This window comes from Gandjariella thermophila, assembly GCF_005405885.1.
GTDB classification, from domain to species: Bacteria; Actinomycetota; Actinomycetes; order Mycobacteriales; family Pseudonocardiaceae; genus Gandjariella; species Gandjariella thermophila.
On sequence record NZ_BJFL01000013.1, the window covers coordinates 32,382 to 58,706 of the forward strand.

The following is a 26,325-nucleotide window of genomic DNA, read 5'->3' on the forward strand; positions in this document are numbered from 1 at the left end:
ATCGTGGCATGTCGGCAACGTCCCGGCGAAACGTTCCGGGCGGATGCGGGATTATCGGGCCATGACGTCTCGCTGGTCCGCACCCGCCGTGTCCGCACCGGTCCGCGCGCGGGTCACCGTGCCCGGTTCCAAGTCGCTGACCAACCGGGCCCTGCTGCTCGCCGCGCTGGCGGAGCGCCCGTCCACCCTGTTCGCGCCGCTGCGCAGCCGGGACACCCTGCTCATGGCGGCCGCGCTGCGGGCACTGGGCGTCGGCCTGACCGACGGCGAGGACGGGTCCTGGCAGGTGGTGCCGGCGCCGCTGCGGGCGCCCGCGGAGGTGGACTGCGGGCTGGCCGGCACGGTGATGCGGTTCGTGCCGCCGGCGGCGGTGCTGGCCGAGGGCGAGGTCCGTTTCGACGGCGACCCGCGCGCCCGGGAGCGGCCGATGGGCACGGTGCTGGACGCGCTGCGCGCGCTGGGCGCGGACGTGGCCGGCGACCGGTTGCCGTTCGTGGTGCGCGGCAAGGGCGGGCTGCCCGGCGGTGCGGTGACCATCGACGCGTCGGCGTCCTCCCAGTTCGTCTCCGGGCTGCTGCTCTCCGGCGCCCGCTACGACCAGGGCGTGACCGTGCGCCACGCGGGCCAGCCGGTGCCCTCGCTGCCGCACATCGCGATGACCATGGACGTGCTGCGCTCGGTCGGCGTCGCGGTGGACGACACAGAACCGGACACCTGGCGGGTCGAGCCGGGCCCGATCCAGGGCCGGGACTGGCACGTGGAGCCGGACCTGTCCAACGCCGCGCCGTTCCTGGCCGCCGCGGCGGCCACCGCCGGCCGGGTCACCGTGCCCGGCTGGCCGGCGTCGACCACCCAGGCCGGGGACGGCTTTCGGGACATCCTGACCCGGTTCGGCTGCGCCGTGGACCTGACCGGGGACGGGCTCACCGTGACCGGGCCGGACCGGCTGTCCGGGGTGGACATCGACCTGCACGACGTCGGCGAGCTCACCCCGACGGTGGCCGCGCTCGCGGTGCTCGGCACCGAGACCTCGTACCTGCGCGGCATCGCCCACCTGCGCGGCCACGAGACCGACCGGCTGGCCGCGCTGGTCGCGGAGATCACCGGCCTGGGCGGGGACGCCGAGGAACTGGCCGACGGCCTGGTGATCCGGCCGCGACGGCTACACGGCGGCACCTGGCACGCCTACGCCGACCACCGGATGGCCACCGCGGGTGCGATCGTGGGCCTGGTGGTACCAGGGATCGAGGTGGACGACATCGCGAGCACGACCAAGACCATCCCGGACTTCCCGGGCATGTGGGCGGCCATGATCGCCGGGGAGTCCGCGCCGGGGCGCCCATGAGTCCACGGGACTGGCGGCGGCTGGACGAGTCGGACGTGCGGGTGCGGCCGGGCCGCCGGGGCACCCGGCCGCGCAGCAAGCGCCGCCCGGAACACGAGGACGCGCGGGCCGCGATGGTGGTCGGGGTGGACCGCGGCCGGTGGACCTGCGCCCTGGACGGGGACCCGGACCGGCTGGTGGTGGCCATGCGGGCGCGTGAGCTGGGCCGCACCCCGGTGGTGGTCGGCGACCGGGTGGGCCTGGTCGGCGACACCTCGGGCGCGCCGGACACCCTGGCCCGGATCGTCAGGGTGGCCGAGCGGAGTTCCGTACTGCGCCGCACCGCCGACGACGCCGACCCGTACGAGCGGGTGGTGGTGGCCAACGCCGAGCAACTCGTGATCGTCACCGCGCTGGCCGACCCGCCGCCGCGCACCGGGTTCATCGACCGCTGCCTGGTCGCCGCCTACGCGGGCGGGCTCGAGCCGGTGCTCTGCCTGACCAAGGCCGACCTGGCCGGCCCGGATGAGGTGCTGGCCACCTACGCCGACCTGGACCTGCCGGTGGTGGTGACCCGGATCGACGCCGAGCCGGACGAGTTGCGCGCCCGGCTGACCGGCCGGGTGTCCGCGCTGGTCGGGCACTCGGGGGTGGGCAAGTCCACGCTGGTCAACCGGATCGTGCCGGAGGCGGGGCGGGCGATCGGCGAGGTCAGCGCGGTGGGCAAGGGGCGGCACACCTCCACCACCGCGGTGGCGCTGCCGCTGCCGGAGAGCGGCTGGGTGGTGGACACCCCGGGCATCCGCTCCTTCGGGCTGGCCCACGTCACCCCGGACGACATCGTCGCGGCGTTCCCGGAGATGGTGGAGGCCGCCGAGGAGTGCCCGTCCGGCTGCGGCCACCTGGGCCCGCCGGACGACCCGGACTGCGCGCTGGACGGCCTGGTCGCCGAGGGGGTGGCCGGGGCGGGCCGGCTCGCCTCGCTGCGCCGGCTGCTCGTCTCCCGCGCCCGTCTGGACGAGTACGCCGACTAGGAGCTGCTGTCAGGAGGCGAGGCGCCCGCGGTTGGCCGGCGCTGACGAAGGGCAGCCCAACCCGGAACCTCTCGCCGAATCGGCGCGTCATAACGGGTAATTCGGCGGCACTCGGCGCGACGGCGGTTTCCGTCACCGCTCGCTGCCGGTGTCCGCACCCGATGACTCTTCGGACGAGGAGATGCCGATGCGCAGGACCGCGGTCCTGGTCTGCGGCGTGATCGCCGCGCTCGCGCTCGCCGCCTGCGGCGCGAAAACCGAGAGCGGCACACCCGTCGCCGCCGGCGGCTCCGCCGGGTCAGCCCGAGGCGCCGCGACGTTCGGAACCGTCGCCGACCTCGCGTCGGCGGTGGCCACCAGCAGCCGGAGCAAGCAGAGCGCGCACTTCAGCACCGAGGTGACCACGGCCCAGGGCACCATGAAGGGCACCGGCGTCTACCGCCAGGACGCCTCCGGGGTGTCCGCCCAGTACACGATGTCGACGCCGCAGGGCGAGATGCAGATGATCGTGGTGCCGAACGCCGTCTACCTGAAGATGGCGCGGCTCGCCCCGGTCACCGGTGGCAAGCCGTGGATCAAGGTGACGCCGGACGGCACCGACCCGATGTCCAGGGCGCTCGGTGGACTGCTGACCGCCATGCAGGAGCAGGCGGACGTGACCAAGGCGATCGACAGGATCAAGGCCGCCGGCACCATCACGAACACCACCAGGGAAACCGTCGACGGCGTGAGCACCACGCACTACACGATCAAGGTGGACATGGCGAAGCTCGCCGAGGTCGAGCCGGACCCGAACCTGAAGCAGATGTACCAGGCCGCGATCCAGCAGGGTCTCCGCACCTCGGACGACGACGTGTGGCTGAACGGCGACAACCTGCCGGTCAAGTTCGAGACCAGCAGTGCCGTGAACGGCCAGCAGGTGCACGGCACCGCCAGCTACACCCAGTGGGGTGAGCCGGTGCAGATCACCGTGCCGCCCGCCGACCAGGTCGGCCAGTTCCCGACCCGCTGAGCGCGGGGCCGGCGGGCCGCCGGTCATCCCATGTGCGGGTACGTGTGGTCGGTCGGCGGGACGAAGGTCTCCTTGATCGACCGGGCGCTGGTCCAGCGCAGCAGGTTGTAGATCGAGCCGGCCTTGTCGTTGGTGCCCGAGGCCCGGCTGCCGCCGAACGGCTGCTGGCCCACCACCGAGCCGGTCGGTTTGTCGTTGACGTAGAAGTTGCCGGCGGCGAACCGCAGCGCGTGCAACGCCTCGTCGATCGCGGTGCGCTCGGTGGCGAACACCGCCCCGGTCAGCGCGTACGGGGTGGCGCCGTCCACCAGTTGCAGCACCTTCGGGTAGTCGGCGTCGTCGTAGACGTGCACGGCCAGGATCGGGCCGAAGTACTCGACGCGGAACACGTCGTGCCACGGGTCCGAGCCGAGCAGCACGGTCGGCTGCACGAAGTAGCCCACCGAGTCGTCGCAGCCGCCGCCGGTGAGCACCTCGATGGACGGCTCTTCCGCCACCCGGCCGAGCAGTTCCCGGTGCTTGGCGAACGCCCTCCGGTCGATCACCGCGCCGCCGAAGTAGGAGAAGTCGGTGACGTCACCGAAGCTGATCGTCTTGGTGGTGTCCACCAGTTGCTCGCGCAGCCCGCCCTCCCACAGCGAGCGGGCCACGAACGCGCGGGACGCGGCCGAGCACTTCTGCCCCTGGTACTCGAACGCGCCGCGGACCATCCCGGTGACCACCGCGTCGGCCTGCGCCGACGCGTGCGCCACGATGAAGTCCTTGCCGCCGGTCTCCCCGACGATCCTCGGGTAGGCGCGGTAGGTGTCCAGGTGCTCGGCGGCGCGCCGCCACAGCGCCTTGAACGTCCTGGTCGACCCGGTGAAGTGCAGGCCGGCGAAGTCCGGGTCGGCGAGCGCCACCTCGCTGACCGCGGCGCCGTCCCCGGTCACCATGTTGATCACGCCGGGCGGCAGGCCGGCCGCCTCCAGCAGCCGCATGGTGTAGTGCGCGGCGAGTTGCTGGGTGGGCGAGGGTTTCCACACCACCGTGTTGCCCATCAGCGCCGGGGACAGCGGCAGGTTGCCGGCGATCGCGGTGAAGTTGAACGGGGTGATCGCGACGACGAAGCCGTCCAGCGGGCGGTGGTCGAAGCGGTTCCACATGCCGCGCGCCGAGTTCGGCTGCTCGGCCAGGATGCGCCGGGCGTAGGACACGTTGAACCGCATGAAGTCGATCAGCTCGCAGGCCGCGTCGATCTCCGCCTGCTGCACCGACTTGGACTGGCCGAGGATGGTGGCCGCGTTCAGCGTGTCCCGCCACGGACCGGCGAGCAGGTCGGCGGCGCGCAGCAGCACGGCGGCCCGCTCGTCGAACGGCAGGTCGCGCCAGGCTGGCGCGGCGTCCTTGGCGGCGGCCACCGCGCGGGCCACGTCCTCCGCGGTGGCCTGCGCGGACACGCCGAGCACGTGCTGGTGGTCGTGCGGCTGGACCACGTCGATCGGGTCACCGCCGGCCATCCGCGGCTCGCCGGCGATGGTCATGGTCAGCTCGTGCCGCTCGCCCTCGAGTTCGGCGATCCGGCGGCGCAGCGACTCCCGCTCCGCGCTGCCCGGCGGGTAGTAGCGGACCGGCTCGTTGTACGGCTCGGGTACCGACGTGACGGCGTCCATCTCCCTGGCTCGCCTCCCTCCCCACGTGCGGGCGTCCACGACCATCCTGCACGCGGGAAGTGACCCGCGTCACCCCCTCACATGAGGTCGAGGAGGAACGGCAGTTCCTGGGGCGCGTACCAGGCCAGTTCGTGGTCCTCCGCGGAGCCGAGCACGAACTCCGCGTCCGGGTCGCCGAGGTCGGCGGCGTCGACCACCTTGACCGCCTGCCGCACGGCGTCCTCCGCGTCCGCGGTGTCCACGTGCGCGGCCGCGAGGCACTGCATGGTCACCGGCCCGTTCAGCCGGACCACCGAGTAGTCCAGGTCGGGGCGCAACTCGACCCGGTCGATGTCGGCGGAGAGCACCGCACGGCGCGGCGGCGCGTCGACGTCCAGGGAGAGCAGCCGCAGCGAGGCGCGCGCCGCGTCCAGCATGGCCGCGTACTCCATCTCCTCGGTGTCCCCGGTGGCGTAGGACTCGCGCAGCGCCGGGGTGAGCGCGAACGCCGTCCCGTTGACCGGGTGCAGCTCCCCCTTGTCCACCAGCCTGCGCAGCATCGGCACGGTGGCCGGCACGTAAACCCTCACTTGGCCCCCAAGTCCATCAGCTGGACACCGTCCCCACCAGCTCCTCGACCGACTCCTGGACGCTCGCCGCGAGCACGTCCACGTCCGACATGGCATCACGATCCGCGTTCAACCCGTAGTAGACGCCGCCGTCGTAGGAGGTCACCCCGATCGAGAGGGCCTGCTGCTTGGCCAGCGGAACCACCGGAAACATCTCCACCATCCTGGCCCCGCAGACGTACAACGGCACCTGCGGGCCCGGCACGTTGGTCACCACCACGTTGAACAGCCGCCGGGAGAACGAGCTGGCCGCCCTGGCGCCGAGCGCGTGCAGGGTGGGCGGGGCGAACCCGGACAGCCGGACCAGTGCGTCCGCCGCCACCGACTGCCCGGACTCCTTGTGCCAGCGCATCGCGTGGCTGATGTGGTGCAACCGCACCACCGGGTTGGGCTCCCCCACCGGCAGGTCGACCAGGTACGCGGTGACCTTCGGGGCCACCCCGTTGGGCGTCGTGGCGGGGGCCTCCTCGCCCCGCACGGACAGCGGGACCAGGGCGCGGATCGTGGTCCGCGAGGTGACCGGCTCGCCGCGGCAGAGCAGGAAGCTGCGCAGCGCGCCGGAGATCACCGCGAGCACCACGTCGTTGATGGTGCCGTCGTGCGCGCGGCGCACCCTGCGGTAGTCGTCCAGCTCGGTACGGGCCACGGTGAACCGCCGCTGCGTGGAGATCGGCACGTTCAGCGGGCTGCCCGGCGCCGGGGTGGCCGCGGCCCGCACCGCGGAGGCCAGCCCGCCGAGGGCGCCGGCGACCTTCTGCACGGTGGCCGCCGCGTCCAGCGCCGCCGACCGGATGTTCTCCACCAGCTCGCCGGGTCGCTGCACGGCCTCGGCCACCGCGTCCAGCACGAGCTGCGTCCGGCCGGGCGCCGGTTCCGGCATCCACAGGGTCTCGCCCGCATCGTGCGGGGTGGACGTGGGTTCCAGCAGCACCTGGCTGATGTCGATGGTGCCCCGGCCGTCCACCATCGCCTGGTGGGTCTTGGTGACCAGCGCGATCCGGTTCTTCTGCAGGCCCTCCACCAGGTAGATCTCCCACAGCGGCCGGGTGTGGTCCAGCGGCCGGGACATCAGCCGGGCGACCAGGTCGGTGAACTGCTGCTCGGTGCCGGGTTTGGGCAGCGCGGAGCGGCGCACGTGGTAGGTGATGTCGAAGTCCGGATCGTCCACCCAGACCGGCCGGGCGAGGTGTCCGGGCACGTGCACAACCTTCTTGCGGAACCGCGGCACCAGTGCGAGGCGCTGCTCGATCAGCTCCACCAGCGCGTCGTAGTCGAACCCGGCGCGAGGGCGGCGGAACGTGGCCACGCTCCCGACGTGCATCGGGGTGGTCGGTTCCTCCAGGTACAGGTATGACGCGTCCAGCGCCGAGAGGCGGTTCGGCATGCTGTCGATCCTGACACAGTGGGCGGCTGGTCAGCCCGCCACACGTTCGCCCATCCGTTCCAGCAGGCGTGCGACGGATGCCCGCTCGGCCGGGTCCCGGTCCGGGCTGGACAGCCGCACCTCGGCGGCGGCGGGCAGCGCGGCGCGCACCGCGGCCCGGTCGAAGCGGGCGAGGAAGGTGTGCAGCAGCGTCCAGCGCGCCGGGCGGTGCCGGGGCCGCAGCCGGGCCGCCGCCAGCACCAGCCAGCTCAGCGCCACGTCAACGCCCCGCTCGCCGCGGGCGGCGTTGGCCCAGTCCACCACGACCGGGCCGGCCGGGCCGAGCAGCACGTTGCCGGGGTGCAGGTCCAGGTGCAGCAGCCGGTCGCCGCCGCGGCGGCCCTCGCCCAGCCGGCGCAGCCACGGCGGCGCGGGCACCCGGTCGAGCTGGCGGTGCAGCCGGGCCAGCGCCCGGCCCAGGCCGGCGGCCCGCCACGGGTGGGCGCTCAGCTCCGCCGCCATGGTCGGCCCGGCCACGTAGTCCATCACCAGTTCGCTGCCTTCGGCGCGGACCACTCTGGGCACCGGCACGTCGAAGCGACCGAGGTAGCGCAGCAGCTCCGCCTCGGGCTCCGCCGGGGCGCCCGCACGACTTCGCTTCACCAGCAGCCCGTCGGCGCGCAGGAACACGTCGGCGTCCTTGCCGCTGGCGATCAGGTGTGCCCGGTCCGCGTCGACCGGCCACTCACCGGATGCCATGTGGCGAGTCTCACCGTCATGGCCGAACGCGCAACCCCCCGCGCCGAACTTTCGCCCGTCCGGACCCGGTACCCGGGTGTGCGAGGCTGGAGCCGTGCAGCACGCGGAGGCGTCGGCGGCGGTGTCGCCGAAGGACCGGTTCGTCACGGTGTACGGCCGCAAGCCGGTGCTGGAGGCGCTCGGCGATCCGGACCTCGCGGTGGACAAGGTGGTGCTGGCGGACACCGCGCGCGGTCCCGCGGCCAGGGAGATCCTCGACGCGGCCGCGCGTCGCGGCGTGCCGGTGCGCCGGGCCAGCGCGCACCGGGTGAAGGTGCTGGCCGGTAACGGCCGGCACGACCAGGGCGTGCTCGCCGACGTGGTGGCCCCGCGCATGCGCCCGCTGGCCGCCGCGCTGGACGGGCGCCGGCCGCCGCGGACGGTGCTGCTGCTGGACGGCATCACCACTCCGGCCAACCTGGGGATGATCCTGCGCACCGCGACCGCCGCGGGGATCGGTGGCGTCGTGGTGCCCCGGCATGGGGTGGCCAGCATCGACCCGCTGGTGGTCAAGGCGTCCGCCGGGGTGGCCTTCCACGCGCCGGTGCTACGCGCCGCGACCGCCGAGGACGCGGCGGAGGCGTTGCGGCGGGCGGGCTACCCGCTGCTCGCCATGGACGCCGGCGCCGATCAGACGCTGTTCACCGCGAGGCTGCCGGAACCGGTGGCGTTCGTGCTGGGCGGGGAGACCGCGGGCGTCTCGCCCGGTGTCCGCCGCCACGTCACCGGCCGGGTGGCGATTCCGATGGCCGGTGGGGTGGAGTCGCTCAACGTGGCCGGCGCGGCGGCGGTGCTCTGCTTCGAGCTGGTCCGCCGCCGCATCGGCGGTTGACCCGGGAGGGGGTCAGCAGCTGTTCCGGAAGTCCCGGCTAGACGGACGTCAGAAGAAGTCGACGCGGTAGTCCAGCACGTGACCCGGGTCGAAGTCGCTGCCCCGGCACTGCACGCTGGAGGAGTCCCGGCCGATCGGCACGATCTCGCCGAACTCGAGCCACTCGGTGCGGGTGTTGCCGCAGCGCGCGACGACCCGGTAGTCCCAGCCGGGCCCGCTCTCGCAGAACGCGCGGATGCCCTCGCCGCTGTAGAGGTGGTGCGGCGTGAAGGAGCAACCCGGCGTGTACGACGGGTAGTAGCCGGGGAAACTCGCCGGGTAGGCGGTGCCCGTCGACACCGGAGCGGGCGCGGGGTAGTGCACCGGCGTGGCCGCCTCGGCCACGGCCGGCGCCAGGAGCAACGCCGCCGCGGCGGCCACGGAACCAAGAATGAACTTGCGCATCACAACCCCCGTGAATTCGAGGACGAACGGGGAAAAGGTACGCGCCCAGCCGAATTCACGGCAATTAACCGGTGGAGTGAAGAAACGAAGCGCTCGGTCACCCGAATCCTCCGGAATACCCCTCGGGTGGTCACTCCAACAGCACGTCAAGCTCGTTCAGGGTCTCCTCGACGGACCGGTGGTGCACGCCCACCATGCCGACTCCGGCGGCCGCGCGGACGTTCACCGAGAGGTCGTCGACGAAGACGCAGTCCGCCGGGTCCAGACCCAGCTGGCGCGCGGCCAGCAGGAAGATCCGCGGATCGGGCTTGCCGAACCCGACCTGGCCGGAGAGCACCACGGCGTCGAACAGGCCGGCCAGGCCGGAGGCCGCGCCAAGGGTGTCCGCATTGGACAGCAGGGCGGTGCGCACGCCCCTGCTCCTGGCCGTGCGCAGCGCCGCGACCAGGGGCTGCTCGCCCCCTGCGGGGTCACCGTTCCCGGTGTCGGTGAGCACTCCGCCGTAGTCGACAATCAGCCCGCGTAGCACACCGGAAACATTACCTGACCGGGTAGGTAGAAACACCCTCCCCGGATGATGACCGCTTTTACGTAGATCATCGCGGGCAATACCGTACCGCCATTCACGATCGGGTGAATTGAGCCGTGACACGGCGTTTCTGGAACGCGTGGACACGTCCCATTCGGCGTCGCACCACCAGCCACCGGTCACCACCGACCAGCGAGGAGGCGCCGTGCCGTCACCCCGTTCCATCGCACCACCGCGCAGCGCACCGGACGGGACGCGACCCGGCGTCACCGGTCCGATCCCCGCCCAGCGGCACGGACTGGCCGTGCGCCCGCTGGCGGACTGCGAGCCGCCGCCCGACCAGATGGTCGAGGAGGTCACCGGCCCCGCCGAGGCATGCCCGCCGGCCGAGGCGGCGACCAGCGCCGCCGAGCCAGGTCCGCCCACCGAGGCCGGCGAAAACCCGACCGATGCAGGTTCCCCCGCCGAGGCGGCGGAGGGCACGGCTGACGCACCCGACCCGGCCGGGGTGAACTTCCGGGTGGTCGCGCACGCCGTAGCCCGCCGGGTGGTGACCGGCGTGATCGAGGTGCTGGACGGCCGGCGTCCGGTGGCCCAGCTTCGCGGCCTGCTCAGCGAGCAGGTGTACGCGGCGCTGCAGACCCGGGTGCGGACCGGGTGTCGAGGACCGGCCCGCCGGCTGCACCGGGTACACATCTGCCACCCGGCCGCCGGAGTCGCCGAGGTGTCCGCGACGTTCGGCAACGCGCACCGCACGCACGCGGTTGCGCTACGCCTGGAGTGTCGCGCCGGCGGATGGCGGTGCACCGCGCTGCGGGTGCTCTAGATGTGCCGGCACGGACGCCCGCCGAGGCGGCGAACGGCGCGGCCCGGTGCGTGGCGGCCGGAACCGGCCACGTACCGGGTCACGCGTACCGGGTGCGGGAACCGGTCAGCGCTTGCCGCGCTTCTTGTCCACCTTGGCCTGCGCCCGCGCGGCGGCCCGGCGCTCCCGGCGGGTGCCGCCGCCGCGGCCGTCGCCGCCCGCGGCGTGGTCGCCGTGAGTTTCCACACCGCCGCCCTCGGCGGGGCCGCTGTAGGTCAGCCGCTGCTGCTGACCGTTGCCGTCCAGGCCCTTGCCGCGCAGCGCGGGCGGCACCGGGGAGTCGGCGAGCTGCGCCATGGCCGGCCCGGGGGCGACCGGGGCACGCCGTGTGGTCTCGGCGCCCGGCCAGGTCGTCGCCGGGGCGTTGCGCGGCGCGCCACCGTCGGCGGGCGCCGTGGCAACCTGCACCGGCACCTCTGCCGGCTGCTGCGCGGGCTCCGGCTCGGCCGGCTCGACCTGCAGGTTGAACAGGAACCCGACGGACTCCTCCTTGAGAGCGTCGAGCATGGCGTTGAACATGTCGTAGCCCTCGCGCTGGTACTCGACCAGCGGGTCGCGCTGCGCCATGGCGCGCAGGCCGATGCCCTCCTTGAGGTAATCCATCTCGTAGAGGTGCTCGCGCCACTTGCGGTCCAGTACGGAGAGCACGACCCGGCGCTCCAGTTCGCGCATGGCGCCCTCGCCGACCTTGCTCTCGATATCGGCCTCGCGGTCCCGGTACGCCCCGCGGGCGTCCTCCAGTACCGCTTCGAGCAGCGCCTCCTTGCTCAGGTCGTCGCTCTGCTCGACAAGCTGCCGCCAGTCCAGCGACACCGGGTAGAGCGTCTTGAGCGCCCGCCACAGCTTGTCCAGGTCCCAGTCCTCGGCGTAGCCCTCGGCGGTGGCGCCCTGCACGTAGGCGGTGACCACGTCGGTGATCATGTGCTGGACCTGCTCGTGCAGGTCCTCGCCCTCCAGCACGCGGCGGCGCTCGGCATAGATCACCTTGCGCTGCTCGTTGAGGACCTCGTCGTACTTGAGGACGTTCTTGCGGATCTCGAAGTTCTGCTGCTCGACCTGGGTCTGCGCGCTGCGGATGGCGCGGGTGACCATCTTGTGCTCGATCGGCACGTCGTCCGGGACCCGCAGCCGGGTCATCACGGTCTCCACCATGGCGGAGTTGAACCGGCGCATCAGCTCGTCGCCCAGGGAGAGGTAGAACCGGGACTCGCCCGGGTCGCCCTGCCGGCCGGAGCGACCGCGCAGCTGGTTGTCGATGCGCCGCGACTCGTGCCGCTCGGTGCCCAGCACGTACAGGCCGCCGGCGCAGATCACTTCCTCGGCCTCGGCCTTCACCGCCGCCTTGGCCTCCTCCAGGGCCCGCCGGTAGGCGGCGTTCCACTCCTCCGGCGTCTCGTCCGGGTCGAGGCCCCTGGACCGCAGGTCGGCGTCGGCCATGTGCTCCGGGTTGCCGCCGAGCATGATGTCGGTACCGCGGCCGGCCATGTTGGTGGCCACGGTGACCGCGCCCTTGCGGCCGGCCTGGGCGACGATGTGGGCCTCCCGCTCGTGGTGCTTGGCGTTCAGCACCTCGTGCGGGATGCCCTTGCGCACCAGCAGCTTGGACAGGTACTCGGAGCGCTCCACGCTGGTGGTGCCGACCAGCACCGGCTGGCCCTTGGCGTACCGCTCGGCGATGTCCTCGGCGACCGCCTCGAATTTGGCCTCCTCGGTCTTGTAGACCAGGTCCGGCTGGTCGAGCCGGATCATCGGCTTGTTCGTGGGGATCGGCACCACGCCCAGCTTGTAGATCTGGTGCAGCTCGGCCGCCTCGGTCTGCGCGGTACCGGTCATGCCGGCGAGCTTGTCGTAGAGGCGGAAGTAGTTCTGCAGGGTGATCGTGGCCAGCGTCTGGTTCTCGGCCTTGATCTCCACCCGCTCCTTGGCCTCGATGGCCTGGTGCATGCCCTCGTTGTAGCGGCGGCCGTGCAGCACGCGGCCGGTGAACTCGTCGACGATCAGGACCTCGCCGTTGCGGACGATGTAGTCCTTGTCCTTCTTGTAGAGCTCCTTGGCCTTCAGCGCGTTGTTCAGGTAGCCGACCAGCGGGGTGTTGGCCGCCTCGTAGAGGTTGTCGATGCCGAGCTGGTCCTCGATGAACTCCACGCCGGCCTCGGTGACGCCGACGGTGCGCTTGCGCTCGTCCACCTCGTAGTGGACGTCCCGCTTCATCATCGGCGCGAGCCGGGCGAACTCCTGGTACCAGCGCGAGGACTGGTCGGCGGGGCCGGAGATGATCAGCGGCGTGCGGGCCTCGTCGATGAGGATCGAGTCCACCTCGTCGACGATGGCGAAGTTGTGCCCGCGCTGGACGCACTCGTCCAGGCTCCAGGCCATGTTGTCGCGCAGGTAGTCGAAGCCGAACTCGTTGTTGGTGCCGTAGGTGATGTCCGCCGCGTAGGCCTCGCGCCGCTGGTCCGGGGTCATCTCGGCGAGGATCACACCGACCCGCAGGCCCAGGAAGCGGTGGATGCGCCCCATCCACTCGGCGTCGCGCTTGGCCAGGTAGTCGTTGACGGTGACGACGTGCACGCCGTCGCCTGCGATCGCGTTGAGGTAGCAGGGCAGCACCGCGGTGAGCGTCTTGCCCTCACCGGTCTTCATCTCGGCGACCTGGCCGAGGTGCAGTGCCGCACCGCCCATCACCTGGACGTCGAAGTGGCGCTGGCCGAGGGTGCGCTTGGCGGCCTCCCTGGCCACCGCAAACGCCTCCGGGAGCAGCTCGTCGAGGGACTCGCCATCCTGGTACCGCTTGCGGAACTCCTCGGTCTTGGCCCGAAGCTCGCTGTCGGACAGCTCCAGGAGGTCGTCCTCGAGTGAGTTGATGTGCGCCGCGATGTTGCGCAGGCGCTTGAGCATTCTGCCCTCGCCGGCGCGGAGCAGTCGGGACAGGACCATCCGGTCGACCTCGCTAGCTGATCGTCACGTACCCATTACGGGCGCCTTGCGGCCATCGTATGCAAACCCCTGCGTGCGGGACGAGAAAGCTGGTCAGAAGGACCGGGTGGAGTGGACCGCCGCGTGGACCGGCCCCCGCGAGTGCCACTCGCGGGGGCCGTCGGCGTTCTCGCCCGGGGGGTGGGTTCTGCCCACAACCCTACCGGGATGTCACTCCTCGGCGAGCCGGATCACTCCGTAGTCGAAGCCCCTCCGGCGGTACACGACGCTCGGCCGTCCCGAGTCAGCGTCGTGGAACAGGTAGAAGTCGTGTCCGACCAGTTCCATCTGGTAGAGGGCCTGGTCGACGGTGATCGGTTTGGCCGGATGTTCCTTCTCGCGCACGACCCGTCCCGGCATGGTCTCTTCGATGCCCTCGTCCCAGCGCTGCTCGGGCACCTCGGGCAGGTCGGTGCGTTCGGCGACATCCAGTACCGCCGTTCGCGCGGCCGCCCGCTCCCGTGACGGCGTCTCGCTCGCGGCCAGGGCGGTCGCCTCCGCGACGGAGGCCGGGCTCCGGCGCCCGTAGTGCACACGCCGGCGGTCGTGCAGGCGGCGCAGGCGGTTCTCCAGCTTGCTGACCGCGCGGTCGAGCGCGGAGTAGAAGTCGCTGGCGCAACCCTCGGCGCGAACGACGGGTCCACGGCCCTTCCCGGTGATCTCCACGTGCTGGCAGCTCTTGGCCTGCCGGCGGTTGGGCTCATGGATGAGCTCAACGTCGAACCGGATGAACTTCCTGTCGTAACGCTCCATCCGAGCCAGCTTCTGCTGAACGTGCACCCGGTAGTGCTCGGGCACCTCGACGTTGCGGCCCTTCACGACGATGTCCATACACGACCTCCGTTCCTGTGAGGCAGAACAGGACGAGTGCGCGGCGCCGGTCGTGCGATCGCTGAGCGTGGTCAACGGTCCTCCGGCGCCAGGGTCATGGGCTCTTCGCCTCCTCCCCGCGAGCCGGGATCGCTGATAGCGCTGCACGTTAGCCCGGTCTTCGCCGCGAGGACAGTCCCCACGCCGACCGATGTCAAGCGTCCGCAGTCCGTCACGCACTGCGACCACGGACGGTGACGGATTGCCGTTCGCGTACGGAACGCCGCCGGATGGCGGATGGCCGTCTCACTCGACCGGCCCCGCCCGATCACTGCGCACGCCCGCGCCCCGGCTGCGGCGGACGGGCTGCGCGGCGGCCTCATGTCCGGTCAACGGCCTGGTTTCCGACTGGGTTCCCCGACACTCGGCACCACTGGTTCGATCCACGGTGGGCAGCGCGTTTCCGTCCGGTCACGGCGTGTTCATCGGCGCGCGTTCCACTGGGGCGGGCACGACCGCCGGCGCCGTGCCGCCGCGGCGGCCCGCACCGGGCGGCTGGCCACCCCGCCGGTCGGGTGACCGCCGAACCGGCGTCGCCCCGATGCTGCCCGTCCCGGGGGCGGAGGGCAGTTTCGAACGGCAGGCCCGTCCGGCGAGCGGCTACGATTTCACTCATGTGAGTGAGTCGCGGCATCTTCGTTACCGGAGAGTGACCATCCCGCCGATCAGGCTCCGGCCCTGGTGAGGGCAAGCACGGCGGTGACCACGAGCCCGGCCCTGGCCAGCGCGGCGGCACACGCACGCACGGTGGCGCCGGTGGTCACCACGTCGTCCACCAGCACCACGGGCGTGCCCGGTCGTGGCGCGCCGGCCGGCACCACCCGCACCCGGCCGGCCAGGTTGGCGGCCCGGCCGGCCGCGGTCAGCCCCACCGAGTCGCGGGCGCCGCGGTGCAGCCGGAGCGCGGGCGCGACCGCGGCAGCGCGGCCGTGCCGGGCGAGCGCCGCGGCACCGCGCCTGACCAGCCGCAGCATGTGCTCGCCGCCACGCTGGCGAGCCGCCGACCGCCGGGACGGGGCCGGCACCAGCCACCAGGTGCCCTCGTGGTCGGCGCGGGCGCCGGGCAGCGAGAGCAGCCCGGCGGCGAGCAGCTCACCGAGCGGGCCGGCCAGTTCCCGCCGGCCGCGTTCCTTGTAGGCGAGGACCGCCTCACGCGCGGCGCCGCGGTACTCGGCCAGCGCATGCGCCGGCGGCCCCTCGGCCAGGCAGGCCCGGGCCACCGGGAGTAGCTCGCCAAACGCGGCCCGGCAGTGCGGGCAGAGCACGGTGCCCGGCGCGTCACGGCAGCCCGCGCAGCGCACCGGAACCACGAGATCGACCAGCGGAGCCAGCGGTCCGAGCATGTGGCCAGGATGCCCGGCCGCACCGACAGTTTCCGCGCCGCAACGGGTTGGCCGTCGTCGGCGACCCGTGGCCTGCGGTACTCGCGGACCGCGGTGGGTGGGTCAGCCGGGATAGAACGGCAGCGAGCCGGCGCCGAAGTTGATCGGCATGGACCGCCACACCTCGCCGATGTCGTTGGCGGTCCACGCGCCGCTGGCGTCGACCACCATCACCGGCCGGCCCGGGGCCGCGGCCACCGCGGTGACCGGGGCGGTGAGGTTGGCGCTGCTGTACCGGTCGACCTGCAGCCCGTCCACCGGCAGCCGCGCCACCGGGGTGGTCGGGCTGGACGTGGCCACCACCAGGCTGTCCTGCGACTGCCAGTCGACGTCGACCACGCCAGCGAGGCTGCCCCACTGCAACGCCCTGGGTGCCTGCAGGGTCACCGAGGAGTCCTGGTTGCGGACCACCGAGGAGACCACCAGCCGGCCACCGGCGACCGCGGCGACCCGCACCCCGTCCCGGGACAGCCGAAGGTCGGTGATCGGTCCGAGTTGGGTCAGCTCCGCCGCGTTGACCGCCTGCGGCACCCAGACCCCCTCCGCGGTCTTGACCACCCGGACCACGTTGCCGTCGGCCACCGTCCACAGCTCGTTGCTGGCGTCCGTGGTGGAGCCGCCGGGCGCCCAGGTCGGCCGGGTCAGCTGGCTGGCAGGCAGGTCGACCTCGCGCGGCGTCTCGCCGTACCGGCCGACCCGCAACGCCATCCCGCCGGCCGGCCGGCGCACCACCACGGCCAGCTCCGAGCCGTCCGCCGACTGCGCGCCGCTGACCACCTGATACTCGCCGGAGCCGGCCGGCCCCGGCACCGGGCTGCCGTCCTTGAGCGAGCGCACCCTGCCGCCCGCGACCACCAGTCCCTGCAGGTCGGCGCCGGGCATGGTCTGGGCGTCGTAGGACGGGATGTCACCGGGCAGCCAGTCGGGATGGTCCGGGAACAGCGGCATGCCGCCGGACTCGATCCGCACCCGGCTGTTCGTCACGCCCTGCAGGGACCGCACGATCTGCGCCACGATCAGCCGCTTGTTCTGCACGGTCTGGTCGCCGAGTTGGTCGAGGTTGACCTCCAGCGCACCGTCCGGGGTCTCCACCGGGTTGGTTCGGGTGCTCACGGTCGGCGGGATGGCGCTGCGCACCGCGCCGCCCAGCGCCTGGGAGGGGCCGGCGAGCAGCAGGTCCATCACCCGGGCCGGCATGCCGCTGGGCGGCTGGGCCACCACGTAGCGCGGGTCCGGCACGAGCACCTGGCGGTCCGGGTCGAAGAAGTACAACCGCGCCTGGTGGTAGTTCTCGGTGAAGCCACTCAGCGTGACCCGCACCCCGTCCGGTGGCTCGGAGATCCGCCACTGGCCGTCCGGCTGCCGCTCCACCTGCATGGGCACCTCCTCGGTGCCCACCTCCGGGGTGAACGCGCTGTCCGGGCCGAGGCGGCCGACCTTGGTGGCCCGCAGCACCACGGTGGTGCGGCTGGCGCTGCCAGACGGCGTCACGCTGGGGCTGTAGAGGGTGTCGAAGCTGTCCGCGATCACCGAGGGGCTGGCCTTGGTGTTCCACTGGTCCTGGGCCTGCTTGGTGAGGTAGAGCCGGGCGGCCGCGTGGTCGCCGTCCGGGCTCGAGCTGGCCAGGATGAAGTTGCGGACCAGGGTGAGCGGGTCGGCGTCCCGCTCCGGCTCGGCCACCGGGGACGCACGCCGACTCTCGTCCGCGCCCTTCACCGCCTGCGGCGGCGAGTACTCGGGGATGGCCGCGCAGCCGATCGCCGGCAGGGCCGCGCACAGCACGGCCAGCGCGGCCCGAAGTATCCGCACAGCCCGGGGCGATCGCCTCACCCGACCTCCTCCCTGGTCGGCTCGTCGGCCGGTGCCGCGCCCCGCTCGGCCGCCGCCGGCGGCTGCCCGTTGCCGCCCACCGGAGGGGTGCCGCGGCCCGGTTCCCCCGGGAACGCCTCCGCAGCCGGCCGCGCTTCCGCTTCCGCCGGGGCCGCGCCCACCGGGGCCGCGCCCGCCCGGTCCGGCCGCGCGGCCTCGACGGGGGTGAAGTCGGCCGGGGGCAGTTCCAGGGGGCTGCCGGTCAGCTCCCAGCCCTGGCGGCGCGGCAGGGTGAGCCGGAAGCAGGCGCCCTGGTCGGGTTCACCCCACGCCTCCAGCCAGCCGCCGTGCAGGCGGGCGTCCTCCAGGCTGATGGACAGGCCGAGGCCGGTGCCGCCGGTGCGCCGGTTGCGGGACGGGTCGGCTCGCCAGAATCGGGTGAATACCAGCTCGGCCTCGCCGGGCCGCAGCCCGACGCCGTGGTCCCGAACGGTCACCGCGACCGCGTGGTCGTCGGAGGCCACCCGCACCTCGATCGGCAGGCCCTCGCCGTGGTCGATCGCGTTGGCCAGCAGGTTGCGCAGGATGCGCTCGATCCGCCGGGCGTCCAGCTCCGCGGTGACCGCGTGATCGGGCAGGCGCAGCTCGATGGCGGTGCCCGCGGTGTCCGCGATGGCCCGCACCGCGTTGACCGCGTGGTGCACCAGCACCCGCAGGTCCGCCTCCTCCTCGGTGAGCTCCTCCACTCCCGCGTCCAGGCGGCTGATCTCCAGCAGGTCGCCGAGCAGCGCCTCGAACCGGTCCAGCTCGTCGACCAGCAACTCGGTGGAGCGGGCCAGGCCGCCGGGAAACTGCTCGCGGGAGGCGTGCAGCACGTCGGCGGCCATCCGCACGGTGGTCAGCGGGGTGCGCAGCTCGTGCGACACGTCGGAGGTGAACCGCCGCTGGAGCTGGCCGAACTCCTCGAGCTGGTGGATCTGGTCCTGGATGCTCGCGGCCATCTCGTTGAACGACTCGGCGAGCCGGGCCACCTCGTCCTCGCCGACCACCGGCACCCGCTCATCCAGCTTGCCGTCAGCGAACCGGCCGGCCACCTCGGCGGCCTGCCGCACCGGCAGCACCACCTGGCGGGTGACCAGGTTGGCGATGCCGGCCAGCAGCACCAGCAGCACCACTCCGCCGACCAGCAGGGTGCTCTGCACCACACTGGTGGTGCGCTGCTCGGCGGTGAGCGGGAAGAGCAAGTAGAGCTGCAGCGGGTGGGACGAACTGCTCACCGGCACGCCCACGATCAGCATGGTGGTCCGGGTACCGTCCCGATCCACCGTGTTGATCATGGTGCCGATGGTGCCGTTCTCCGGGTACCGGCGCAGCGCCTCCGGCACGTCGTTGTACGGGCCGGCGGACGGTGCGTTGCCGGTGGAGTCCCTGCCGGTACCGTCGGCGAGCACCGGCTGGAACGCCCCGGCCGCGGAGCTGGCCGCGTCCTGCTGGTCGCTGCCCGGGCTGGTCAGCTTGTTCAGCGCGCTGCGGAACCGGCCCTCCAGCGCGTCCGCCCCCGGGTTCACGCCGGTCAGCTCGCGCTCCACCACCAGCGCGCTGGACTCCGCCTGCGCGATGGCCGCCTGGGTCTTGGTGGCCAGCAGCCGCTCGGTGATCTCCGTTTCCAGCACCATGCCCAGCACGAACACCACGGCCAGGGACAGCGCCAGCGTGCTGATCACCACGCGGAGTTGCAGCGACCGCCGCCAGCGCTCGCCGAAGGCGACCCACTGCCGACGCGCCTCGGCCAGCCCGCGGCGGGCATAACGCACCGCGGGCCGAGCCAGCCACGCGTCGTAGCTCATGCCGGATTCTCCACGCGAACAGTTACCGGAGGCGGCAGGCTACCTCGCCCCCGGCGAACGGTAACCAGTGTGCCTGCTCCGTCACTGGTCGCGGGGCCGGTCCCGGGCAACGCCGGTGCGCATCCGGAGGTTCGCGGTCACGGGGGACCGGCCTTGTAGCCGACGCCTCGCACGGTGAGCACCACCTCGGGGTGCTCCGGGTCCTTCTCCACCTTGGACCGCAGCCGCTGCACGTGGACGTTGACCAGCCGGGTGTCGGCGGCGTGCCGGTACCCCCACACCTGCTCGAGCAGCACCTCGCGGGTGAACACCTGGCGGGGCTTGCGGGCCAGCGCGACGAGCAGGTCGAACTCCAGCGGGGTGAGCTGGATCGGCTTGCCCTCCCTGGTCACCTCGTGCCCGGGCACGTCGATGGTCAGGTCGCCGATGTTGAGGATCTCCGCCGGCTCCGACTCGGTGCGCCGCAGTCGCGCCCGGATGCGGGCCACCAACTCCTTCGGCTTGAACGGCTTGACCACGTAGTCGTCGGCCCCGGACTCCAGGCCCAGCACGATGTCCACGGTGTCGCTCTTGGCGGTGAGCATCACGATCGGGACACCGGACTCGGCCCGGATGGCCTTGCACACGTCGATGCCGTTCATGCCCGGCAGCATCAGATCGAGCAGGACCAGGTCCGGTTTCATCTCACGCAGTGCCGGCAGTGCGCGGGCACCGTCGGAGACCACCGCGGTGTCGAACCCCTCACCCCGCAGCACGATTGTCAACATCTCCGCCAGCGCGGGATCGTCGTCAACCACCAGCACGCGCGCCTTCATGCCCCACATGTTCGCACTGCTCGGCTGGCGGTCGCGCAGTACCCGGCGGTCACGGCGGCCCTGCCCGGTTCTGTCCTGCCCGTACGGCTCCTCCGGTGCGGCCATCAGGCCCTCCCCATCCCGTCCATCCCCCTTGCCTCTGGCTCTAAAGCGCGGGTTCGGCGCGTTTCGTTACCGATGTATAGTTGAAATTTGAAGTTCTTGCTCAGGTGGGGTCGCGGCAAGCGACGCAGCAGCCCGGGAGGACGCGATGGGGATTCGCCGGCTCAACCACGCCGTGGTGTACGTCCGGGACGTGGCGCGCAGCGTCGCCTTCTACCAGGACGTGCTCGGGTTCCGGGTCAAGTACCAGATGCCCGGCGCGGCCTTCCTGCTCGCGCCGGACTCGGACAACGACCACGACCTGGGCCTTTTCCAGGTCGGCCGGGACGCGCTGGAGTCCCCGGCAGGCCGGGGCGCGGTTGGGCTGTACCACCTGGCGTGGTCGGTGCCGACGCTCGCCGACCTGGCCGACTACGCCAAGCGGCTGACCGAGGCGGGCGCGTTGGTGGGCGCATCCGACCATGTGACCACCAAGGCGCTGTACGCCAAGGACCCGGACGGCCTCGAGTTCGAGGTGTCCTGGCTGGTGCCGCACGATCGAATCACCGAGGAGATGCGCGCCCGGGTGGCCACCCTGCCGCTGGACCTGGAGGCGGAGATCCGCCGGTGGGGCGCGGACCTGGTCGGCGCGGACTGACCCGGGTGGCTCAGTCCGTCGCGCGCTGCGCGCTGACCAGCCAGATCCGGCCCGAGCCGAGGTGTTCCGGGTCGTAGACGCGGGGCACCGGTCTGCCCAGCCGCCGGGCGAGGTCCTCGCCCGGCTGCACGCGGGCCCGCCAGCCGTGCCCGGCCAGCCAGGCCCTCGGGTCCTCCACCGTGGCATACCAGGACGCCTGGATCAGGGCGAACCGCCGGTGTACGGCGCGCATGTCCGGCGACTGGTGGAACGCCCGGTTGACGTGTTCCAGGGCGAGCCGGCTGCCCGGCGGGGAGAGTGAACCGATCCGGGCCAGCAGCCGGTCGTTGTCCTCGGGCCGCAGGAACATCAGCAGCCCCTCGGCCAGCCATGCGGTCGGCTCGTTCGGCTGGAAACCGGCGTCGAGCAGCGGGACCGACCAGTCGTCGCGCAGGTCGGCGCGGACCACGGCACGCTCGCAGGCCGGCGCCGCCTCGCTCTCGGCGATCACCCGCTCCTTGAAGCTCAGCAGCTCGGGCAGGTCCAGCTCGAACAGCCGGGTGCCGTCCGGCCAGGGCAGCCGGAACGCCCTGGTGTCCAGCCCGGCCGCGAGCAGCACCACCTGCCGGCAGCCGGCCTCGGCGGCGTCCAGCAGCTGGTCGTCGAAGTAGCGGGTGCGCAGCACGAAGTTGGGACCACCGAAGTCGTTCACCCGGTCCAGGCCGTCCGGCAGGCCGGCCGCGTCCAGGAATCCCCCGGCCAGGGGGTCACGGAACAGGGCGTCCTCACGGTCGCTCTCCTCCGCCCGCGCCCGCGCGATCAGCATGGCCGTCAGGCTCACGCCGGCGGGCGCCTGCTGTCTTACCCATTCACCGACACTGCTCGGAAGACTCACGTCAGAAACCCCGGCTTACTCGTGCGCGGCGGGCGCGTGGCCGGCGAGCACCGTGCCCGCCAGCGCGCCGACGTCCGCGGTGATGGCCCCATCCACGACGATCCAGGGAGCCAGCCATCCGGTGGCGGCCAGCTCCTCGTAGACCAAGGCGCAGCGGCGCTGTAGCCCGCCGTCGACCTCGAAGGTGTCTCGCTGCCGGTCCGACTCGGTGCGCTCGCGGTGCTCGGCGCGCGCCGCGGCCAGTTCGGGCGGCACACGCAGCAGCAGCTGGAGATCCGGCACCGGCAGGCCGAACCGCTCGACCTCCAGCTCGGTGAGCCAGGAGACGAACTCGCCGCGCGCGCCCTGGTGCAGCCGTGCCGCCCCGTAGGCGGCGTTGGACGCCACGTACCGGTCGACCAGCACGACGTCGTGCCTGACCAGGTCGGACCGGATCCGCTGTGCCGCGTCCCTGCGGTCGAGCGCGAACAGCACGGCCATGCCGTGCACCGAGTGCGCGAGATCGCCAAGCTGACCATGCAAGGCGTCCCGCACCAGGTCGGCGTGCACATTCTCGCCGTACCGGGGGAAGGCGAGGCGGGTGACCGTCGCGCCGCGGTGCTCCAGCGCGCGGGTCAGGCCATCACCGAGCGTGCGCTTGCCCGCCCCGTCGAGGCCCTCGATAACCACCAGCCGTCCCACGAGCAGAACCCTACGGACCGCAGCGGCGCGGGGAATACCGTCACTCGTCGGGTTTTCCGAGACTCATCAGCCCCCGAAATAGGCGACGGCCACTCGCCGCACAACCGTGCACCCATATGGGTGACACCGTGACGTGAAGGAACCGGCGGAACGGACAATCTGTATCGGGTTCCGGGACGCGCAGCGTTACGAGTCCGGGCCTATACACACTTCCAGTGAACACTTGGAGTGACTACCGTCACGTAGCTTCGGATCGATCGGAACGACCACGGTGAGCGTCGGGGATGTCAAGGGCTCAGAAGGGTGCCAGGTGACCGGTGACCCCGTTCGGGCGGAACGGCCCGCGGTACTGACGCAGGCGGCCGGCGAGGACCCGATCGGGGGAGACGGCCGGGACCTGCCCGCCGAGCTGGACGAGGCGCTGCGGGAGGGACCGTTCCACCGCGCCCTGCGGGCGGCCATCGCACACCGGGGGCTGCCGCTGGCCCGGCTGCGGGCCCGGCTGGACGAGCTGGGCGCGCACGTCGGCCAGTCCACGCTGAGCTACTGGCAGCGCGGCACCCGGCATCCGGAGCTGCCCAAGGCCGTCGGCGCCATCCGAGCCCTGGAGTCGGTGCTGCGGCTGCCGCGCGAGTCACTGGTCACCCTGGCGCGGCTAGCCGGCCGCCCGGCCGGGCCCGCACCGCTGCTGCCCGCCACGCCGGCCGACCCGGCCGACGCCTGGGCGCGGACGGTCGCGTTGCTCGCTGAGTTCGACAGCCTGCCGGACGCCAAGCGATGCAACGCCGAGCTTGAGGTGCTCGCGGTGCACGACACCGTGCTGGTCGGGGCGAACCGCCAGCGGCTGGCGGTGACCACCCGGATGGTGGTGCGCGCGCTGGTCGACGGCCCGGACCGGTACCTCGTCGTGCACCACGCCGACGAGGTACCGGCGGGCGAGGACATCGAGGCGGTGGCGGCGGAGGGGTGCCGGCCCGGCTGGCTCCGGCGCGCCGCCGCGGTCCCCGGCCTGGTCGCCGAGCTGCTGTTCGACCGGCGGCTCGCGGAGGGCGAGACGCACGTGTTCTGCTTCACCGTCCGGGACGGCACCGGCGGGCCCACCCCCGGGCAGTACCGGATGTTCCGCGGCTCGTGCGCCAGCTACCTGGTGCAGATGTCGTTCCGGCCGGAGATGCCGCCGGCCCGCTGCGTCCGCCGGTTCCGCGCCGCGGACGGCACGGAGCCGGCGAGCGCCGACGACCTGGTGTGCGGGCTCGGCGGGGTGGTCAGCGCGTACTTCCCCGATGTCGGCCCCGGCCTGGCCGGCATCGACATCACCTGGTCCCGGGAACACAGCGCGGCTGCGCATGTCAGCGGGCAATCCGGCTAGCCTGGCGCCATGACGGCGGCCCTCCGCACCGGTACCCCACGTCGGGTCGGCAACCTGCCGTTCGACACGACGAGCTTCTTCGGCCGCCGACGTGAGATCGGCCAGATCAGGCGGCTGCTGTCCAACTACCGCGTGGTCACCATCACCGGTCCCGGCGGGGTGGGCAAGACCCGGCTGGCCGTGCGCACGGCCGGCGACACGGGGCGGGCGTTCCGGAACAACGTGTGGTTCGTCGAGCTCGGCGAGCTTCGCGACCCCAGCCTGCTGGGCACCACCGTCGCGGAGACCCTGGGCCTGTACGACCACACCAAGCGGTCCCCGATCGACACGGTCATCGACCACGTCGCCGACAGCCCGACGCTGCTCCTGCTGGACAACTGCGAGCACCTGGTCGACGAGGTGGCGGCGTTCGTGGACCGGCTCATCCGCAACTGCCCCGGGCTGACGGTCATGGCCACCAGCCGCCAGTCGCTCGGCCTGGTCGGGGAGAGCACGTTCGCGGTCGCGCCGCTCCAGGTTCCCGATCCGGACCACGTCCGGTCGCCGGACGCGGTCATGCAGTACGACTCGGTGCTGCTGTTCGCCGAACGTGCCGCCGCGGTGTGGCCGCACTTCAGCGTGACCGAACAGAACTACCGGGCCGTCGCCCGGCTGTGCCACGACCTGGACGGGATGCCGCTGGCCATCGAGTTGGCCGCGGCCCGCCTGCGGGCACTGTCCCTGGACCAGATCGTCGAGCGGCTCCGCGAGCGCTTCCGGCTGCTCTCCGGCGGCGCGCGCGGCGCGCCCACCCGGCAGCGCACGCTACGGGCGCTCATCGACTGGAGCTACGAGCTGTGCTCCGAGCGGGAACGGCACGTTTGGGCGCGCGCGGCGGTGTTCTCCGGCAGCTTCGACCTGGCCGCCGCCGAATACGTGGCCGGCGGCGGCCTGGACCCCGCGGACGTGTACAGCACCGTGGATTCCCTGTTGGACAAGTCGATCCTGATGCGCGAGGAGCACGGCGCCACCGTGCGGTACCGGATGCTCGAGACGATCCGGGAGTACGGCGAGGACATGCTCGCCGAGGCCGGCGAACTCACCGCCGTCCGGCGCCGCCACCGCGACTGGTACGGGCGGCTCGCCGCGCGGTTCGAGGCCGAGTGGATCGGTCCGCACCAGGTCGACTGGGTTCGCCGGTTGCAGCGGGAACACCCCAACCTGCGGGTGGCGCTGGAGTTCTGCGCCCAGGAGCCCGGTGAGGCGGTCGCCGGGTTGCGCCTTGCCGCGCGGCTCGACGACTACTGGGCGGTGCGCGGCCTCTACACCGAGCTGCGGCACTGGCTGGACCGGACCCTGCGGGTGGCGACCGAGCCCACCCCGGAACGGGTGGCCGGGCTGCGGATGAACGCCTGGTACGCGACGCTCCAGGGCGACATCCCCGCGGCACGACGGCTGCTCGCCGATGCCGTGATGCTCAACGGCGCGCTCGGGGTCGAGGCCGAGCGCGCCTACCTGATCCAGGCAACGGCTCTCGGTGCCCTCTTCAGCGGCGACCGGGACACGGCGGTCACGCTGTTCGGGGAGGCGCTCGCGGCGTTCCGGGCGGCCCGGGACATGCGCGGGGAACTGATCAGCCTGATGCTGCTCGGCGCGACCGTGGGCCTGCACGGAGATCCCGAGAAGGGGCTGGCCCTGCTGCACGAGTGCATCGGGAAGGCGACGGCGCTCGGCGAGGTGGGCTGGCGGTCGTGGGCGCTGTGGGAGGTGACCCAGATCGAAGTGCCCTACGGCTCGCTGGACGACGCCGACTCCGCCGCCCGCGAGGCACTCGAGCTGCACCAACGGCTCGGCATGAAGCTCGCCATGGCCTTCGCCCTCGACACCCTGGCGTGGATCGCCGAGCGTCGTGACCAGCACACCCGGGCAGCCGAGCTGTTCGGCGCCGCCAGCACCCTGTGGGACGCGGTCGGAGCCTCGCCGGAGAACTACATGGGCTTCGAGACCCAGCACCGCCGGCAGTGGGACCGTGCCCGCAAGGCGCTCGGCGACGCCGCGTTCGACGCGGCGTTCCAGCACGGCAGGCAACTGCCCACCGACGCGGCCGTGAACCTCGCGCTGGGGCGACGCCCGGTCGAAGCCGCCGCGCCACCGCCGAGCCCGAGGAAGGCACCGCTGACGCGGCGCGAGGGGGAGATCGCCGAACTGGTCGCCGAGGGCATGACCAACAGGGACATCGCCGAGCGGCTGGTGATCTCGCCGCGCACCGCGGACACGCACGTCGAGCACATCCTGACCAAGCTCGGCTTCACCTCCCGCGCCCAGATCGCGTCGTGGGTGGCCGCCCAGAAGGGGCGGCCACCCGGCACGACGTAACCGGCCCGCGGTCTCGGCGGGGCGACTCAGTGCCTGCTCCTGAACGCGCGCCGCGATCGCGTCGCCGGGGCTCGCAGGTGAGTCCACTTCCGGAACAGGCCGTCAGAGCCTGTCCCGGCGCGTTCCCAGCTCGTCACCGCCGGTCAG

The 26,325-nt window shown here is 72.6% G+C and carries 22 protein-coding genes; 8 read left to right on the forward strand and 14 right to left on the reverse strand.

What is annotated here, in order from left to right; translation table 11 throughout:
• Nucleotides 1–61: 61 nt before the first annotated feature.
• The 3 genes from aroA (at nucleotide 62) to FFT21_RS14370 (ending at nucleotide 3,370) form a co-directional block, all read left to right on the forward strand.
• Nucleotides 62–1,345 (forward strand): 3-phosphoshikimate 1-carboxyvinyltransferase, encoded by a 1,284-nt coding sequence (gene aroA / locus FFT21_RS14360; RefSeq protein ID WP_137814362.1) that lies wholly within the window; start codon nucleotides 62–64, stop codon nucleotides 1,343–1,345.
• Nucleotides 1,342–2,358: a ribosome small subunit-dependent GTPase A gene (gene rsgA, locus FFT21_RS14365; protein ID WP_137814363.1), complete on the forward strand. Its 1,017-nt coding sequence runs from the start codon at nucleotides 1,342–1,344 to the stop codon at nucleotides 2,356–2,358. Before aroA ends, rsgA begins: the two co-directional genes overlap by 4 nt.
• 187 nt (nucleotides 2,359–2,545) lie before the next feature.
• Nucleotides 2,546–3,370, forward strand: a complete 825-nt coding sequence (locus FFT21_RS14370) for an SCO4651 family lipoprotein (RefSeq protein ID WP_137814364.1) — start codon at nucleotides 2,546–2,548, stop codon at nucleotides 3,368–3,370.
• 23 nt (nucleotides 3,371–3,393) lie between these two features.
• Here the strand turns inward: FFT21_RS14370 and pruA are convergent, their stop codons facing one another.
• From pruA to FFT21_RS14390, 4 genes are all read right to left on the reverse strand, one after another.
• Nucleotides 3,394–5,022: an L-glutamate gamma-semialdehyde dehydrogenase gene (gene pruA / locus FFT21_RS14375; RefSeq protein ID WP_137814365.1), complete on the reverse strand. Its 1,629-nt coding sequence runs from the start codon at nucleotides 5,020–5,022 to the stop codon at nucleotides 3,394–3,396.
• 77 nt (nucleotides 5,023–5,099) lie between these two features.
• Nucleotides 5,100–5,591: a DUF6912 family protein gene (locus FFT21_RS14380; RefSeq protein ID WP_137814366.1), complete on the reverse strand. Its 492-nt coding sequence runs from the start codon at nucleotides 5,589–5,591 to the stop codon at nucleotides 5,100–5,102.
• A gap of 16 nt (nucleotides 5,592–5,607) precedes the next feature.
• A complete protein-coding gene (locus FFT21_RS14385) occupies nucleotides 5,608–7,014 on the reverse strand; it encodes a WS/DGAT/MGAT family O-acyltransferase (RefSeq protein WP_137814367.1) in 1,407 nt (468 codons plus the stop codon).
• A 30-nt stretch (nucleotides 7,015–7,044) separates the two neighbouring features.
• Complete coding sequence (locus FFT21_RS14390; RefSeq protein WP_137814368.1) at nucleotides 7,045–7,752, reverse strand: phosphotransferase; 708 nt, start codon at nucleotides 7,750–7,752, stop codon at nucleotides 7,045–7,047.
• A 94-nt stretch (nucleotides 7,753–7,846) separates the two neighbouring features.
• Between FFT21_RS14390 and FFT21_RS14395 the strand changes: the two genes are divergently transcribed.
• The gene (locus FFT21_RS14395) at nucleotides 7,847–8,623 is read left to right on the forward strand and encodes a TrmH family RNA methyltransferase (RefSeq protein ID WP_225978409.1); all 777 of its coding nucleotides are present in this window, start codon (nucleotides 7,847–7,849) and stop codon (nucleotides 8,621–8,623) included.
• Nucleotides 8,624–8,671: 48 nt separating this feature from the next.
• Here the strand turns inward: FFT21_RS14395 and FFT21_RS14400 are convergent, their stop codons facing one another.
• Together FFT21_RS14400 and FFT21_RS29780 are read right to left on the reverse strand one after the other, a co-directional pair.
• Entirely contained in the window at nucleotides 8,672–9,067 is a 396-nt protein-coding gene (locus FFT21_RS14400; protein ID WP_137814370.1) for a hypothetical protein, read from the reverse strand.
• 130 nt (nucleotides 9,068–9,197) lie between these two features.
• On the reverse strand, nucleotides 9,198–9,596 hold the full coding sequence (locus FFT21_RS29780) for an HAD-IA family hydrolase (protein WP_225978410.1): 399 nt from the start codon (nucleotides 9,594–9,596) through the stop codon (nucleotides 9,198–9,200).
• A gap of 205 nt (nucleotides 9,597–9,801) precedes the next feature.
• On the opposite strand from FFT21_RS29780, the gene FFT21_RS14410 reads away from it, so the two are divergent.
• Complete coding sequence (locus FFT21_RS14410) at nucleotides 9,802–10,422, forward strand: Rv3235 family protein (RefSeq protein ID WP_137814372.1); 621 nt, start codon at nucleotides 9,802–9,804, stop codon at nucleotides 10,420–10,422.
• Between the two features lie 105 nt (nucleotides 10,423–10,527).
• Here the strand turns inward: FFT21_RS14410 and secA are convergent, their stop codons facing one another.
• The 6 genes from secA to mtrA form a co-directional block, all read right to left on the reverse strand.
• Nucleotides 10,528–13,398: a preprotein translocase subunit SecA gene (gene secA / locus FFT21_RS14415; RefSeq protein ID WP_137814373.1), complete on the reverse strand. Its 2,871-nt coding sequence runs from the start codon at nucleotides 13,396–13,398 to the stop codon at nucleotides 10,528–10,530.
• Between the two features lie 210 nt (nucleotides 13,399–13,608).
• Nucleotides 13,609–14,268 carry a ribosome hibernation-promoting factor, HPF/YfiA family gene (hpf, locus tag FFT21_RS14420; protein WP_137814374.1) on the reverse strand — a complete coding sequence of 220 codons (660 nt, stop codon included), beginning with the start codon at nucleotides 14,266–14,268 and terminating at the stop codon, nucleotides 13,609–13,611.
• Nucleotides 14,269–14,972: 704 nt separating this feature from the next.
• Nucleotides 14,973–15,650, reverse strand: coding sequence for a ComF family protein (locus FFT21_RS14425; protein ID WP_137814375.1), 678 nt, complete (start codon nucleotides 15,648–15,650; stop codon nucleotides 14,973–14,975).
• Between the two features lie 102 nt (nucleotides 15,651–15,752).
• Complete coding sequence (locus tag FFT21_RS14430) at nucleotides 15,753–17,519, reverse strand: LpqB family beta-propeller domain-containing protein (protein WP_225978411.1); 1,767 nt, start codon at nucleotides 17,517–17,519, stop codon at nucleotides 15,753–15,755.
• Nucleotides 17,516–19,345 carry an MtrAB system histidine kinase MtrB gene (mtrB, locus tag FFT21_RS14435; protein ID WP_137814376.1) on the reverse strand — a complete coding sequence of 610 codons (1,830 nt, stop codon included), beginning with the start codon at nucleotides 19,343–19,345 and terminating at the stop codon, nucleotides 17,516–17,518. Before mtrB ends, FFT21_RS14430 begins: the two co-directional genes overlap by 4 nt.
• 137 nt (nucleotides 19,346–19,482) lie before the next feature.
• Complete coding sequence (gene mtrA, locus FFT21_RS14440) at nucleotides 19,483–20,160, reverse strand: MtrAB system response regulator MtrA (protein ID WP_137814446.1); 678 nt, start codon at nucleotides 20,158–20,160, stop codon at nucleotides 19,483–19,485.
• Between the two features lie 250 nt (nucleotides 20,161–20,410).
• Here mtrA and FFT21_RS14445 point away from each other — a divergent pair, with 250 nt between their 5' ends.
• Complete coding sequence (locus tag FFT21_RS14445) at nucleotides 20,411–20,899, forward strand: VOC family protein (protein WP_137814377.1); 489 nt, start codon at nucleotides 20,411–20,413, stop codon at nucleotides 20,897–20,899.
• 10 nt (nucleotides 20,900–20,909) lie between these two features.
• On the opposite strand, the gene FFT21_RS14450 is transcribed toward FFT21_RS14445, so the two are convergent.
• Nucleotides 20,910–21,704 (reverse strand): SAM-dependent methyltransferase, encoded by a 795-nt coding sequence (locus tag FFT21_RS14450; RefSeq protein WP_137814378.1) that lies wholly within the window; start codon nucleotides 21,702–21,704, stop codon nucleotides 20,910–20,912.
• A gap of 84 nt (nucleotides 21,705–21,788) precedes the next feature.
• On the reverse strand, nucleotides 21,789–22,454 hold the full coding sequence (locus FFT21_RS14455) for a dTMP kinase (protein ID WP_137814379.1): 666 nt from the start codon (nucleotides 22,452–22,454) through the stop codon (nucleotides 21,789–21,791).
• Between the two features lie 310 nt (nucleotides 22,455–22,764).
• Between FFT21_RS14455 and FFT21_RS14460 the strand changes: the two genes are divergently transcribed.
• On the forward strand, nucleotides 22,765–23,823 hold the full coding sequence (locus FFT21_RS14460) for a hypothetical protein (protein WP_225978412.1): 1,059 nt from the start codon (nucleotides 22,765–22,767) through the stop codon (nucleotides 23,821–23,823).
• 9 nt (nucleotides 23,824–23,832) lie between these two features.
• Nucleotides 23,833–26,178: an ATP-binding protein gene (locus FFT21_RS14465; protein WP_137814380.1), complete on the forward strand. Its 2,346-nt coding sequence runs from the start codon at nucleotides 23,833–23,835 to the stop codon at nucleotides 26,176–26,178.
• The last annotated feature ends 147 nt before the right edge of the window (nucleotides 26,179–26,325 follow it).

Excerpts from the sequence above, each read along its gene's own strand:
- FFT21_RS14370 (WP_137814364.1), top strand. The coding sequence starts at position 2,546 with ATGCGCAGGACCGCGGTCCTGGTCTGCGGCGTGATCGCCGCGCTCGCG.
- FFT21_RS14385 (WP_137814367.1), bottom strand. The coding sequence starts at position 7,014 with ATGCCGAACCGCCTCTCGGCGCTGGACGCGTCATACCTGTACCTGGAG.
- FFT21_RS14425 (WP_137814375.1), bottom strand. The coding sequence starts at position 15,650 with ATGCTCGGACCGCTGGCTCCGCTGGTCGATCTCGTGGTTCCGGTGCGC.
- FFT21_RS14445 (WP_137814377.1), top strand. The coding sequence starts at position 20,411 with ATGGGGATTCGCCGGCTCAACCACGCCGTGGTGTACGTCCGGGACGTG.
- secA (WP_137814373.1), bottom strand. The coding sequence starts at position 13,398 with ATGGTCCTGTCCCGACTGCTCCGCGCCGGCGAGGGCAGAATGCTCAAG.
- pruA (WP_137814365.1), bottom strand. The coding sequence starts at position 5,022 with ATGGACGCCGTCACGTCGGTACCCGAGCCGTACAACGAGCCGGTCCGC.
- FFT21_RS14465 (WP_137814380.1), top strand. The coding sequence starts at position 23,833 with ATGACGGCGGCCCTCCGCACCGGTACCCCACGTCGGGTCGGCAACCTG.
- FFT21_RS14400 (WP_137814370.1), bottom strand. The coding sequence starts at position 9,067 with ATGCGCAAGTTCATTCTTGGTTCCGTGGCCGCCGCGGCGGCGTTGCTC.
- mtrA (WP_137814446.1), bottom strand. The coding sequence starts at position 20,160 with ATGAAGGCGCGCGTGCTGGTGGTTGACGACGATCCCGCGCTGGCGGAG.
- aroA (WP_137814362.1), top strand. The coding sequence starts at position 62 with ATGACGTCTCGCTGGTCCGCACCCGCCGTGTCCGCACCGGTCCGCGCG.
- FFT21_RS14450 (WP_137814378.1), bottom strand. The coding sequence starts at position 21,704 with ATGCTGATCGCGCGGGCGCGGGCGGAGGAGAGCGACCGTGAGGACGCC.
- FFT21_RS14390 (WP_137814368.1), bottom strand. The coding sequence starts at position 7,752 with ATGGCATCCGGTGAGTGGCCGGTCGACGCGGACCGGGCACACCTGATC.
- mtrB (WP_137814376.1), bottom strand. The coding sequence starts at position 19,345 with ATGAGCTACGACGCGTGGCTGGCTCGGCCCGCGGTGCGTTATGCCCGC.
- rsgA (WP_137814363.1), top strand. The coding sequence starts at position 1,342 with ATGAGTCCACGGGACTGGCGGCGGCTGGACGAGTCGGACGTGCGGGTG.
- hpf (WP_137814374.1), bottom strand. The coding sequence starts at position 14,268 with ATGGACATCGTCGTGAAGGGCCGCAACGTCGAGGTGCCCGAGCACTAC.